The sequence below is a fragment of the Streptomyces sp. NPDC059989 genome, from assembly GCF_042736975.1.
Classification (GTDB): domain Bacteria; phylum Actinomycetota; class Actinomycetes; order Streptomycetales; family Streptomycetaceae; genus Streptomyces.
On the sequence record NZ_JBHWUO010000102.1, the window covers coordinates 1 to 12300 of the forward strand.

Consider the following 12300-nt stretch of genomic DNA (forward strand, 5'->3'; position numbering starts at 1 on the left):
GGGCGGGGGCCGAGCAGGCCGGGGCGAGGGCCGAGCAGGCCGGGGCGGCACGGCCCGCCTTCGCCGCAGGCGAATCCGGCGCCGAGGCCCGCCGCCGCGCCGCGCGCCGGGCCGGGCAGCGGGGGCGGGGGCGGGCCGGTTCGCCCGGGAGTCGCCGTACGGCCGGAGCCGAGGTACACACCGCCCGCCACCACGGCCAGTGGAAGGGGCTCGTCAAGGTCGTCGCGTTCTGCGCCGCCACCGCCGCCGGCTGCATGCTCGTACTCCGCGGCAACGACGCGCTCGACCGCCTCTCCGCCCCCACGCCCCCCGACAGCAGGGCCACCGCCCCCGCGGCCCCGGCCGACGCGCCCGATCCCGGACGCGTGCTGCAGATCGTCGCGCACCCCGACGACGACCTCTACTTCATGAATCCGGACCTGCGCTACTCCATAGCCGCCGGCCACCCCGTGACCTCGGTCTACCTCACCTCCGGCGAAGCCGACGGCATCAACGCCCCCGAAGACAGGAAGGGTTCGGCCAAGCCCGACAAGCCCGCCTACAGCGAGGCCCGCCAGAACGGCATACGCGCCGCCTACGCCAAGATGGCCACCGGCGACCGCAGCAGCGCCTGGAAGCGCGGCGTCGTCCCGACCAGGGGCGGCGGCCACGCCGAGGTCGACGTCCTCGTGGCCAAGCCGCAGGTGAACCTGGTCTGGCTGCAGTTGCGCGAGGCGGGCAACGTGTACGAGCCCGCCCCCGACAGCCTCCACGGCCTCTGGGACGGCGCGGTCCCCCGCCTGGAGTCGGTGCTCGCCTCCGGCAGCCCGGTCAAGCAGAGGTTCTCGTACACGAAGGACCAGGTCGTCCAGACCCTGGTCGGCATCCTGGAGCAGTACAAGCCGACCACCATCCGCTCCCAGGACCCGACCCCCGGCCGGTTCCCCGACACCCGGCGGTACACCGACCACCAGGACCACTTCTACGGCGCCCGCTTCGTGCAACTGGCCACCGCCGCCTACGCGAAGGACGTCAAGGACCGTCCGCACTTCGCGGTGCAGAACTACCTCGGCTACTCCAACGGCTTCCTGCCCAGCACCCTGGCCCCCGACGAGGCCAAGGAGAAGCTGGACATCCTGGACACCTACTCCTGGGTCGACCGGCAGAACCACTGTGGCAGCGACGCCGGCTGCGGCGACCTGAAGACGGCCGAGCACCCGGCGGGCAACCGCTGGACGGAGACCGTCAACTACGCCCGCGGCACCGGCACCTCCTGGCTGACCTCCGACGCGGAGCACGGCCTGTGGGCCTTCAAGGTGCTCGACGGCCAGGTCGCCGTCTGGCACCGGACCGGCCTGATCGGCCGCTGGAGCGGGCCCGCCCTGCTCCCCGGCACCGGCATGGACCAGGGCGTGTCCACCGTCACCCTGCGGGACGGCCGGATCGCCCTCTTCGGCACCCGCACCTCCTTCGGCGCGAAGCCCGCCGACTACCGGCGCGAGGTCGTCCACGCCGTCCAGAAGGACCCGGGCTCCGAGGAGTTCGGCCCGTGGCAGTCGCTGGGCACCCCCGAGACGGCCGACGAGAACTGGACCTCCGACATCAGCGCGCCCGCCGTCTCGCTCGACGGCACCGGGCAACCGGCCATGTACGTACGCGACGGCGCGTACACCCTGCGCGGCCGGGTGCGGCGGGCGGACGGCAGCTGGGGTCCGTGGGAGAAGTACGGCGGTGCGGATCTGCACGGCTCCCCGGTCACCGCCACCGACGGCGCCGGCCGGCGGATGGTCTTCTCCTCGACCTCCAAGACGGTGGTGGGCTGGGTGCAGCCCAAACCGGGCGCCCCGCTGGGGCCTGCCACCGCCACCGGGCTGCCGGACACCACGCTCCCGCTCACGGCGGACGGCCGCGAGGGCGGGGTCCGGCTGTGGTTCCGCAAGCCGGGGTCCGGCAACGTCCGCACCGCCCTGGTCACGGGTGACGGCGGGCTGAAGGTGAACAACCTCACCGACCTCGGCGGCCTCCAGGGCTTCGGCTCGGTGACGGCGAGCGGGCACGTGCTGGCCGGCCGCGCGGCGGGCGGGCAGCTGGGCTCGGACCTGGGGTGGGGCCGGTCGTGGGAGCGGTCGGCGCTGATGTTCGTCGGCGCGCCGTCCTCGACTATGACCGGGAGGAACATGGTCAGCCTGGCGGTGGTGGGGCTCGACGCACGGCTGTACGTGACCTCGTCGGCGGACGCCCCGGACGCGCGGCTGGCGCCGTGGCAGCCGGTGGGCCCGCGCAACACCGGGCCGTAGCGCCCCGCAGCGCCCCCGCACAGGCGGCGTCCGCCGCCCGCCCAAGACCCCGTACCGGCACGCCGGTTGACCCGGTGGCCGGACGGGTAGCGTCCACATACCGGTCACATATCCGGACCAAAAACTCCACAGGGCACAATCACGTCCGGTCTTTTCCGGAAACCGGCAGTCATCGGCGAAATCGGTGAACCAAGTTGCCGTTATCGGCCTCTATCTGACTGCTCAGCAGTATTTCCCGCCCGGAACGACCCCCAAGGCGTGACCGATGCCCATGACCCGCCGCCGCTTCGCGGTGCTCGCAGCCGTGCTGACCGCCGGTACCACCGGTGTGTTCGCCGTTGCCTCCGGCCAGCAGACGCCGGCCGAGGCCACCCAGGAGAAGGCCCCGGCGGCCGCGCTCCCGGCGAGCACCACGGCCGGATCGGTCGTCCAGGTCGTCGCCCATCCCGACGACGACCTGTTCTTCATGAACCCCGACCTCAGCCGCTCGCTGCTGGCCGGGATACCGGTCACCACCGTCTACCTCACCTCCGGCGAGGCCGACGGCCGCAACGAGGCCAAGGGCGGCGCCGCCAAGGACCCGGAGCAGCCCGCCGACCACGCCCACTACGCGGAGGCCCGGCAGAACGGCATACGGTCCGCCTACGCGCAGATGGCCCTCGGGGACCGCACCGGCGTGTGGCGCCGTACGGTCATACCCACCACCGGCGGCGGCCAGGCCGAGCTGGACGTCCTCGTCGACAAGCCCGAGGTCAACCTGGTGTGGCTGCAGATGCGCGAGGCCCGCACCACCGGCGAGGACACCCCGGAGAGCCTGCGCGGCCTGTGGAACGGGCGGATACCCGCGCTGCCGTCCCAGCTGACCTCCGGCACCCCGGTCAAGCGGACGTACACGTACACGAAGGACCAGCTGATACAGGCGATAGCCGGGATCCTGGAGCGGTACCGGCCGACGACGATACGGATGCAGGACCCGACGCCGGGCCGGTACGAGTCCGGCAGGTTCACCGACCACCAGGACCACATGTACGGGGCGCGCTTCGCGCAGGCCGCCACCGCCGCGTACGCCGAGCGGGTCACGGACCGCCCGCGCTTCTCGGTCCAGAACTACCTCGGCTACCACAACGGCGACCTCCCGCACGCGCTGGACCCGCAGACGGCCGAGACGAAGACCGGCTTCCTGCGGACCTACGCCTGGCAGGACCACCAGAACTACTGCGGCTCCCCCTCGGGCTGCGGCGACCGCAAGGTGGCGGGCAACCCGACCGGGCGCAACTGGGCCCAGTCCCTGCGCTACAGCCGCGCCGACCACTCCTCCTGGCTGGCGGAGGGCACGCCCGGCCGCCTGTGGGCCTTCGCCACGCTGGACGGGCAGGGCGCGTACTGGACCCGCGGCCCCGGCGGCGACTGGGCCGGACCGGCCCTCCTCCCGGGCACGGGCATCGATCCGGGCCCGACCGCCGTCCGCCTCCCCGACGGCCGGATCGGGGTCCTCGCCACCCGCACCGTCTTCGGCTCCGCGCCCGCCGACTACCGGCGCGAGGTCGTGTACGCCGTCCAGTCCGCGCCCGACGGCCCGTTCGGCCCGTGGCAGTCGCTCGGCACGCCCGAGCGGGTCGACGAGGAGGGCACCTCGGCCATCAGCTCGCCCGCGGCCGCCGTCGACGCCGAGGGCCGGGTCACCGTCTACCTCCGCGACGCCCGCCGCACCCTGCGCGCCGCCGCCCAGCAGCCGCACGGCGGCTTCTCCACCTGGCAGCGGCTGGGCGGCGACGACCTGCAGAGCGACCCGGTGGCGGCGGTCGACTCCGCCGGGCGCCGCCACGTGTACGCCACCACCACCGACTCGGTCCTGGCCTGGACCCAGGCCGCCCCGGGCGGCCCGCTGCTCGGGCCGTCGCCGACGGGCCTGCCCGCCACCACGGTCCCCCTGACGGCGGCCCAGGACGGCGCGGGCGTCCGCCTGTACTTCCGCCGCCCCGACTCGGGGGTGGTCCGCACCGCCCTGGTCACGGCGGGCCCCGGCAAGCCGCAGGTCTCCAGCGTCGCGGAGGCGGGCGGCCGGGCCGGCTACGGCGCGGTCGGCGTCGCGGGCCGCCTCATCTCGGGCCGCGCGGGCAGCGGCACCGTCGGCACGACGGGCCTCGGCGGCCCGCCCGCCTGGTCGGAGTCCCGCATGCTCTACGCGGGCGCCCCGGCAGCCGTCCTCGACCCGGCCGGCACCACCACCACGGCGGTCCTGGGCCTGGACGCGGAACTCCACACCACCACGACCCCGGCCACCCCCACCCGCCCCACCTGGCACCGCGCGGTGCACTGACCCGGCCCGGGAACGCCGAGGGGCCGACGGTCATCGACCGCCGGCCCCTCGGCGTTGTGCCGGTCAGGCGGCGAAGCGGCGGGTGCCGGTGAGGGACCACACGGCGGAGATCCGGCCGTCCGTGACCGCGAACATGTCGATGCCGCTCCGGACGACGACGTCTCCGCCGCCGGCGTTGCTCTCGATCCACCGGCAGGCCAGCTCGCCGCGTTCGGAGTCGACCAGCGGCGCGGCGTCGGCGGCGAACGTCAGGCCGGTGAGGGCGTGGCTGTTGGCCGAGATGAACGCCGTCAGCTCGTCCTGGCCGAAGGTGGCGGCGGAGCCGGAGCCGCCGAAGTCGTCCGCGAAGTACAGCCGGAAGCCGGGGGCGAGGATCTGCTCCGCGAGGGCGACGTCTCCGTTCCAGAGCGCCGCCCAGCCCTCCACCAGCCGGTTGCCGGCCTCCCGGGTCAGCGGTGCGGAGTCGGTGATGGGGGTCGTCGTCACAGACATGGGTGCCTTCCGTGGTCGGTTCCTGGCCAACCAGCCTCCGGGCCGGGGGCGACAACCCCCTGTCGGTGTTTAGCCCTCCGGACGGCGGCTCAAGCGAAACCGTAGAGCTTGTCGAGTGCGACGAAATCCCAACCGGGGGTGTCCAGTTCGGACAGGTCCACCTCACGCGGCTCCGCCGTCTCCTCCAGCGCCCGCGCCTCCCGGATGCGGTCGAGGCGGAAGCCCAGCACGGCGGAGCGCAGCCGGCACCAGCCGATGAGGTACCAGTGGTCGCCTCCGATGAAGCCCAGGGGTTCGACGGTGCGGTCGGTGACCTCGCCCTGCGCGTCGGCGTAGCACAGGTGCAGCAGCCGGCGGGTCGAGAGCGCCTCGCGCAGGGTGTGCGGGAGCGCGGACTGCCGGACGGGGTTCACTGCGAGCCGCACCCGGGCGGCGAGCTCGCCCGCGGCCTGGCGTTCGCGCTGCGGCATGACGGCGAACACCTTGTAGAGCGCCGAGCGGGCGTCCGCGGCGAACGGTGTCCCGGACAGCCCGTGCAGGGCGACGGCCAGCGCCGCCGCCTCGGCCGGGGTGATGGTCAGGGGCGGCAGAGTGTGGTCCTTGTCCACCACGTACCCGCCGCTGCGGCCCGGTTCGGCGTAGAGCGGCACACCGGACTGCTGCAGGGCGCTGAGGTCGCGCTCGATGGTGCGGCTGCTGACACCGAAGCGCTCGGCGAGCCACCGGGCGCTGCGCGGCCGGGGCGAGACCGCGCGTAACTCCTCCACCAGGGCGTACAGACGCTCGGTACGGTTCACACCCAAGGACCGTAGCCGATGCCCCGGTCCGACGGTCGTCGACCACCGAACCGGGGCATCGCGCGCGCCCCCGCAGGCCCTTTGACCTGGTGTTACAGCACGGGCAGGTTCTTGCGCAGCTCGAAGGCCGTGACCTCGCTCCGGTACTCCTCCCACTCCTGCTTCTTGTTGCGGAGGAAGAAGTCGAAGACGTGTTCGCCGAGGGTTTCGGCGACCAGTTCGCTGCGTTCCATCAGGGCGATGGCCTCGCCGAGGTTCTGCGGGAGGGGTTCGATGCCCATCGCGCGGCGTTCGGCGTCGGAGAGGGCCCAGACGTCGTCGTCGGCGCCGGCCGGGAGTTCGTAGCCCTCCTCGATGCCCTTGAGGCCCGCCGCCAGGAGGACCGCGTAGGTGAGGTAGGGGTTGGCGCCCGAGTCGATCGAGCGGACCTCGACGCGGGAGGAGCCCGTCTTGCCCGGCTTGTACATGGGGACGCGGATCAGGGCCGAGCGGTTGTTGTGGCCCCAGCAGATGTACGAGGGGGCCTCGCCGCCCGCGCCGGCGCTGCGGGATGAGCCGCCCCAGATGCGCTTGTAGGAGTTGACCCACTGGTTGGTGACGGCCGCCGTTTCGGCCGCGTGCTTCAGGAGGCCCGCGATGAAGGAGCGGCCGACCTTCGAGAGCTGGTACTCGGCGCCCGACTCGTAGAAGGCGTTGCGGTCGCCCTCGAAGAGGGAGAGGTGGGTGTGCATGCCCGAGCCCGGGTACTCGGAGAAGGGCTTCGGCATGAAGGTGGCCTGGACGCCCTGCTCCAGGGCGACCTGCTTCATGACCAGGCGGAAGGTCATGATGTTGTCGGCCGTGGAGAGCGCGTCGGCGTAGCGGAGGTCGATCTCCTGCTGGCCGGGGGCGCCCTCGTGGTGGCTGAACTCCACCGAGATGCCCATGGATTCGAGCATGGTGATCGCCTGGCGGCGAAAGTCCATGCCCACGTTCTGCGGGGTGTGGTCGAAGTAGCCGGAGTTGTCCGCCGGGACCGGGCGGGTGCCGTCCAGCGGCTTGTCCTTCAGCAGGAAGAACTCGATCTCCGGGTGGGTGTAGAAGGTGAAGCCCAGGTCGGAGGTCTTGGCCAGGATGCGCTTGAGGACGTAGCGGGGGTCCGCGAAGGACGGGGAGCCGTCCGGCATCAGGATGTCGCAGAACATCCGGGCGGTCCCGGGGGCCTCGGCGCGCCACGGCAGTATCTGGAAGGTGCTCGGGTCCGGCTTGGCGATCATGTCGGACTCGTAGACCCGCGCGAAGCCCTCGATCGCGGAGCCGTCGAAGCCGATGCCCTCGTCGAAGGCCTGCTCCAGCTCCGCGGGCGCGACCGCGACGGACTTGAGGAAGCCCAGTACGTCGGTGAACCACAGGCGCACGAAGCGGATGTCGCGCTCCTCAAGCGTCCGGAGGACGAATTCCTGCTGCTTGTCCATGCCTTCATCCTCGCAGTTCAGACGGCCTGTGCACCACCGCCCACGGGGGGTTCTGGCACAGTCGGGCCGGCCCAGTATCGCCAGCGGTGGTTTCCGCCACATTACGCACCCGCCAAAGGTCGCGGCACCCCCGCACTGACCTTGGGCCGGTCATGAGCATTACCATCTGCGCCCATGGGGGGCCGGCAGGACACACAGCGGGGGCGTCGCGTACGTCCCGGGCTGCTGCGCGCCGTGCTGCTGACGGCCTTCGGGGTGCTGGCGGGGGTGCTGCTGCTCTGTGCGCGGCCCGGTGAGCCCCACGCCCCGAACGCCCCGACGGCGCTGCAGGCCCGGCACGCCCATGAGGTGGCGCACGCCGTCTGCGTGTCGCCGTACGACCTGCCCGGCTGCTCGCCCCTCGCGCACACGATCCCGGGCGTGCTGCCCGTGCCGCCGCCCGCCGTGACCGTGGCGGGCGGGGATCCGCTGCCCGCCGCCGCGATCGGCTCGGCCGGCCGGGTCCGGCCGCCCGAGCCGCTGGCGCGCGCCCCCGACCTGCATGCCCTCCAGGTGCTGCGGACCTGACGAGTCCGGTTTCCCGTCTCCATCCACCCCCCTCATCAGCAGAAGGAACCAGGGCACATGGCCAGCAGGACCTCGGACAACAACTCCCGCCAGCAGCGCATAGCCGACATGCGCCGGGCCGACAAGGTGCGCGACCGGCGCAACAAGGCCATCGCGATCACGGTCTCCTCGGCCGTCGTCGTCGGTCTCGTCGGCTTCGGCGCGTGGATGCTGATCGACCAGAAGCAGACCGAGCAGCGCAAGCAGGAAGCCGCGGAGCAGCTCCGCAAGACCCCGGTCGACGGCGAGCAGACGTGGGACGCGAAGAAGCTGGGCCGCAACCACGTCGAGACCCCGGTGAAGTACGAGATGAACCCCCCGGTCGGCGGTGACCACCACCCCCGCTGGATGAACTGCAACGGCGACGTCTACACCAACCCGGTGCCGGAGGTGAACGCCGTGCACTCGCTGGAGCACGGCGCGGTCTGGGTGACGTACAACGAGAAGGCCGCCAAGGGCGACGTGGACAAGCTCGCCGGCACGGTGGGCAAGACCCCGTACACGCTGATGAGCCCGGTCAAGGAGCAGGCCGGCTCGATCATGCTCAGCGCGTGGGGCAAGCAGCTGACGGTGGAGAAGGCGGACGACCCGCGGGTGGCGCAGTTCTTCACCAAGTACGTGCAGGGCCCGCAGACCCCGGAGCCGGGCGCGGCCTGCACCAACGGGCTGGGCGACAAGTGAGCCGTACCCCCCGTACGTACTGGGTCGCGGGCACGGCCGTCCTGCTGGCGCTGCTGTTCGCGGCGGCCGCCACGGTCGCCGCCGCGAGCGGGGACTCCGCCACGGGGCCCCGTACGCCGGGGCTCCACTCGGCGGACGCGGGCTTCGCCCGGGACATGGCGGTCCACCACCAGCAGGCGGTGGAGATGTCCTTCGTCGTCCGCGACCGCACCCAGGACGAGGCGGTGCGCAGCCTCGCCTACGACATCGCCAACACCCAGGCCAACCAGCGGGGCATGATGCTCGGCTGGCTGGACCTGTGGGGGCTGCCGAAGGTGGTGGCGGGCGAGCCGCCGATGTCCTGGATGGGGACCGGCGGCGAGCACGCGGGGCACTCGGGGCATACGGACGGCTCCGGCGGCTCGGGCGGCTCCGGCGGCTCGGGTCACGCGGAACACTCCGCGCCCGGCGCCAAGCCCGGCGCGCTGATGCCCGGCATGGCCGGCAAGGAGGAGCTCGCGCAACTGGGCGCCGCCTCCGGCCGGGACGCGGAGGTGCTCTACCTCCAGCTGATGACCGACCACCACAAGGGCGGCGTCGCGATGGCCGAGGGCTGTGCCCGGCTGTGCGGGACCCCGGTCGAGCGGGAGCTGGCGCAGGGCATGGTCGACGCGCAGCGCTCGGAGCTCACCCTGATGGCGGACATGCTGAGGCAGCGGGGAGCTGCGCCGCGCGGGTGACGGGGCACGCTCGTACGGTGGGGGGAGGCGTCCTCTCACCCGTACGGGCGTGTACGCGAGCCGTGTGGGCTGAGCGACGGGGCGCCGCGCCGGGCGCGTCCGCGTCCGGCGCGAACGGCGCGCTCAGGAGGTTAAGCGATGACCACCGCCGCAGAGATCATGCACCCCGGGGCCCAGTGGATCCCCGCCACCGAGACGCTGGACCGCGCCGCGCAGCTGATGGCCCGGCTCAATGTGGGCGCCCTGCCCGTCAGCGACGCAGACGAACGGCTGTGCGGCATCATCACCGACCGCGACATCGTCGTGGGCTGTATCGCCAAGGGCAAGGACCCGGCGAAGATGACGTGCGGTGACATGTGCCAGGGCACCCCGCGCTGGATCGACGCCGACGCGGACGTGTCCGCCGTGCTGGAGGAGATGGAAAGCCACCAGATCAAGCGCCTGCCCGTGATCAGGAACAAGAAGCTGGTCGGCATGATCAGCGAGGCCGACCTGGCGCAGCACCTGTCGGAGGACCAGATCGCGGAATTCGTCGAGAAGGTCTACGCGAGGCGCTGACCCGCACCCGGCTCCCCCGCTTCGAGGACCACCCGGGCCACCTGGTCCGGGCGGTCCAGCATGACCAGGTGCCCGGCGGGCTCGGCGACCTCGAAGCGGGCGCCGAGCCGGTCGGCGAGGTCCGCCTGGCGGGCCGGCCAGCGCAGGGCGAAGCGCCCCGTGCCGCCGCCGTGGCCCGCGAGGACGGTGGCGGGAGCGGTCAGCGGGTGCGTCTCACGCAGGGCGGGCAGCTCGGCGGCCATGTCCGGGTAGCGGGAGTTCTCCAGCAGGGCGCCGCGCCAGACCCGGCCGGTGCGGTAGCAGCGGCGTACGAGGTCCCGCGGGGCCGGGTCGGCGCCGCCGGTCCGGGAGGCCCGTACGGTCGCGCGGCGGGCCGCAGGGCCGAGCGCGGCCGGCAGCCCGGCGGCGGTGACGGCCCGGCCGAGGACGCGGGCGGCGGCGGTACGGAGCCCTGCCGGAAGGAGCGCGCGCGGGGCCTCCTCGACGCTGGAGTCGAGCAGCACCAGGGCCGCGGTGCGCTCGGGGTAGAGGCGGGCGAAGGCCTCGGCGTGGAAGCCGGCGATGGAATGCCCGACGACGGTGACGGGGCCGGTTTCGGCGGGGCCGGTTTCGGCGGGGCCGGTTTCGGCGGGGCCGGTTTCGGCGGGGCCGGTTTCGGCGGGGCCGGTTTCGGCGGGGCCGGGCGCGCGCCGGGGCACCTCCTCGGGCGCCGAACGTGGCCAGGGGTCGGAGAGTGAAGCGGAGTTGCGTTCGGCGCCCTGCGGGGGCGCCCCGCCACACCCCCGGCCCCGCCGAAACCGGCGGGCGGAGCCGGAGCCCGGGCTCACCGGACCGGGGCCGGAACCGCCGGTGACCTGGTCGGGGCCGGGTGGCGCGGGCAGGGGCGGGGCGTGCAGCGCGCCCAGTGCCTGGAGCGCGTCCAGCAGCGCGGCGATCCGGTGGGCCTCCCCTGCGGTGGTCGGCGGCTCGATGGCCGGGCCGCTGAGGCCGTGGCCGGGGCGGTCGAAGCGGACGACGGTGCGGCCCGCGGCGACGAGCGGCGCGACGACCGGGTCCCAGTCGAACCAGGCCATGGCCAGCCCGGCGCTCAGCACCACCACGGGGCCCCGCCCCTCGACGACCACGTGCAGCGGGACCCCGTCCACCCGTACGAACCAAGACCGCCCGGGACCGGTCACGTACGGCCCTCCTTGTGCACGGAGTACGCGAGCAGGCCCAGCCAGAGCGCGACGAACAGCACCTGGAGCCGCTGCCCGGCCCCCAGCGCCCACGTCCCGCGCCCGGCGGTGAACAGCGCGATGGCGGTCAGCGTCCAGACGGTGGCGAGCAGCTCCAGCACGACGAGCGCGGGGCCGAAGCGGGCGAGCGGGGCGAACCAGCCGTAGCGGCGGGCGGCGACGGTGAGGGCCACGATCCCGACGAGGGCGCCGGTCATGGCGAGGCTGCTGCTGACGGCATGGGCCTGATGGGTGGCGGGGACGAGTCCGGCCGTCTCCCGGGCTGCGCATTCCGGGTCCGCGGTGGGCGTGCAGCTCAGCGGCAGCCAGGCGTCGGCGGCGGTCGCCGCGCCGAAGAGGGTGACCCCGGCCCACCCGGCGACCGCCCAGGCACGGCGGGACTCGGCGTACCGCACCAGCCGGAGCAGGGCCAGCAGGCCGCCGGCGAAGGCGAGCAGCCCGGCGGTGAAGTCGGTGGCCCGGAACAGGCCGCCGAGCGGCTGGTCCTGGGCGGCGAGCTCGCTGACGTACGTCTCGATGGGGTTGAGGCCCGTGGAGAGGACCACCTCGAGCACCCACGCGGTGTAGGCGGCGGCGCCGAGGCCGATGAGCGTCGCGACCGGCCAGGCGGTGCGCGGAGAGAGGCCATGAGGGGACATAGTGTGACTAATCCTAAGCAAACCCCGGGGTCGTTCCTTCGATCGGATACCCACCCCGGGTAGGGTTCCGATCATGACGCGCAGTGCCCAGCGAGCCACCCCGCGGCCCCGGCTGCTCCTGCTGCTCGCCGCACTGCTGCTGGGCGTCGTCACCCTGCACACCGTGGGCCGTCCTGCCGAGCCCCACGCCCTGATAGACGTGTCCGCGGGCCACTCCGTTGCCTCGGCCCCGGAACCGGTGGCCCAGGCGGCCGGAGCGGCCGCCGATCCCGCGGTGCTGGAAGAGCTCGTCCTGCCGGTCCTCGGAGCCGCACCCGTCGGCTCCCGCGACGCCGCGCCGCTCGGGGGCGGGGCCCGCGTACCGAACCGCCCCGGCGGGCCGCGGCCGACGGTGCTTCGCATATAGGAGCCGCCCGCCGGTTTCGGCGGGGCCGGGTGTGTGCCGGGGCGCCCCCGCAGGGCGCCGAACACAACAAGGCTGCCACTCCCCGACCCCTGGCCACGTTCGGCGCCCGAGGAGG

Annotated in this window: 11 protein-coding genes and 1 pseudogene; 7 read left to right on the plus strand and 5 right to left on the minus strand. The window is 73.6% G+C overall.

The window, feature by feature from the left end; genetic code table 11:
- Both ACFWBN_RS38865 and ACFWBN_RS38870 read left to right on the plus strand, forming a co-directional pair.
- On the plus strand, nucleotides 1-2276 hold a 2276-nt coding region (locus tag ACFWBN_RS38865), incomplete at its 5' end, for a PIG-L family deacetylase (RefSeq protein ID WP_385186309.1).
- 265 nt (nucleotides 2277-2541) lie between these two features.
- Nucleotides 2542-4596 (plus strand): PIG-L family deacetylase, encoded by a 2055-nt coding sequence (locus tag ACFWBN_RS38870; protein ID WP_385186311.1) that lies wholly within the window; start codon nucleotides 2542-2544, stop codon nucleotides 4594-4596.
- A 63-nt stretch (nucleotides 4597-4659) separates the two neighbouring features.
- Here the strand turns inward: ACFWBN_RS38870 and ACFWBN_RS38875 are convergent, their stop codons facing one another.
- The 3 genes from ACFWBN_RS38875 to ACFWBN_RS38885 all read right to left on the minus strand — a co-directional run bounded on the left by ACFWBN_RS38875 (nucleotide 4660) and on the right by ACFWBN_RS38885 (nucleotide 7339).
- A complete protein-coding gene (locus ACFWBN_RS38875; protein ID WP_385186315.1) occupies nucleotides 4660-5088 on the minus strand; it encodes a hypothetical protein in 429 nt (142 codons plus the stop codon).
- 89 nt (nucleotides 5089-5177) lie between these two features.
- On the minus strand, nucleotides 5178-5885 hold the full coding sequence (locus tag ACFWBN_RS38880; RefSeq protein WP_385186318.1) for a helix-turn-helix transcriptional regulator: 708 nt from the start codon (nucleotides 5883-5885) through the stop codon (nucleotides 5178-5180).
- Nucleotides 5886-5977: 92 nt separating this feature from the next.
- Nucleotides 5978-7339, minus strand: a complete 1362-nt coding sequence (locus ACFWBN_RS38885) for a glutamine synthetase family protein (RefSeq protein WP_189963779.1) — start codon at nucleotides 7337-7339, stop codon at nucleotides 5978-5980.
- A gap of 174 nt (nucleotides 7340-7513) precedes the next feature.
- On the opposite strand from ACFWBN_RS38885, the gene ACFWBN_RS38890 reads away from it, so the two are divergent.
- The 4 genes from ACFWBN_RS38890 (at nucleotide 7514) to ACFWBN_RS38905 (ending at nucleotide 9903) form a co-directional block, all read left to right on the plus strand.
- The gene (locus ACFWBN_RS38890; RefSeq protein ID WP_385186321.1) at nucleotides 7514-7906 is read left to right on the plus strand and encodes a hypothetical protein; all 393 of its coding nucleotides are present in this window, start codon (nucleotides 7514-7516) and stop codon (nucleotides 7904-7906) included.
- 57 nt (nucleotides 7907-7963) lie between these two features.
- Nucleotides 7964-8626 (plus strand): DUF3105 domain-containing protein, encoded by a 663-nt coding sequence (locus ACFWBN_RS38895; protein WP_385186324.1) that lies wholly within the window; start codon nucleotides 7964-7966, stop codon nucleotides 8624-8626.
- On the plus strand, nucleotides 8623-9345 hold the full coding sequence (locus ACFWBN_RS38900) for a DUF305 domain-containing protein (RefSeq protein ID WP_385186327.1): 723 nt from the start codon (nucleotides 8623-8625) through the stop codon (nucleotides 9343-9345). Before ACFWBN_RS38895 ends, ACFWBN_RS38900 begins: the two co-directional genes overlap by 4 nt.
- Nucleotides 9346-9483: 138 nt before the next feature.
- Entirely contained in the window at nucleotides 9484-9903 is a 420-nt protein-coding gene (locus tag ACFWBN_RS38905) for a CBS domain-containing protein (RefSeq protein WP_385186330.1), read from the plus strand.
- Between the two features lie 911 nt (nucleotides 9904-10814).
- Here the strand turns inward: ACFWBN_RS38905 and ACFWBN_RS38910 are convergent.
- Nucleotides 10815-11033, minus strand: a pseudogene (locus ACFWBN_RS38910) (alpha/beta fold hydrolase); the annotation flags it as partial.
- A gap of 44 nt (nucleotides 11034-11077) precedes the next feature.
- On the minus strand, nucleotides 11078-11779 hold the full coding sequence (locus ACFWBN_RS38915; RefSeq protein ID WP_385186333.1) for a DUF998 domain-containing protein: 702 nt from the start codon (nucleotides 11777-11779) through the stop codon (nucleotides 11078-11080).
- Nucleotides 11780-11852: 73 nt separating this feature from the next.
- On the opposite strand from ACFWBN_RS38915, the gene ACFWBN_RS38920 reads away from it, so the two are divergent.
- Entirely contained in the window at nucleotides 11853-12185 is a 333-nt protein-coding gene (locus tag ACFWBN_RS38920; protein ID WP_385186336.1) for a hypothetical protein, read from the plus strand.
- Nucleotides 12186-12300: the final 115 nt, after the last annotated feature.

What these genes read in the sequence shown, in the direction of transcription:
- ACFWBN_RS38870 (WP_385186311.1), top strand. Translation starts at nt 2,542, where the DNA reads ATGCCCATGACCCGCCGCCGCTTCGCGGTGCTCGCAGCCGTGCTGACC.
- ACFWBN_RS38875 (WP_385186315.1), bottom strand. Translation starts at nt 5,088, where the DNA reads ATGTCTGTGACGACGACCCCCATCACCGACTCCGCACCGCTGACCCGG.
- ACFWBN_RS38885 (WP_189963779.1), bottom strand. Translation starts at nt 7,339, where the DNA reads ATGGACAAGCAGCAGGAATTCGTCCTCCGGACGCTTGAGGAGCGCGAC.
- ACFWBN_RS38890 (WP_385186321.1), top strand. Translation starts at nt 7,514, where the DNA reads ATGGGGGGCCGGCAGGACACACAGCGGGGGCGTCGCGTACGTCCCGGG.
- ACFWBN_RS38895 (WP_385186324.1), top strand. Translation starts at nt 7,964, where the DNA reads ATGGCCAGCAGGACCTCGGACAACAACTCCCGCCAGCAGCGCATAGCC.
- ACFWBN_RS38905 (WP_385186330.1), top strand. Translation starts at nt 9,484, where the DNA reads ATGACCACCGCCGCAGAGATCATGCACCCCGGGGCCCAGTGGATCCCC.
- ACFWBN_RS38915 (WP_385186333.1), bottom strand. Translation starts at nt 11,779, where the DNA reads ATGTCCCCTCATGGCCTCTCTCCGCGCACCGCCTGGCCGGTCGCGACG.
- ACFWBN_RS38920 (WP_385186336.1), top strand. Translation starts at nt 11,853, where the DNA reads ATGACGCGCAGTGCCCAGCGAGCCACCCCGCGGCCCCGGCTGCTCCTG.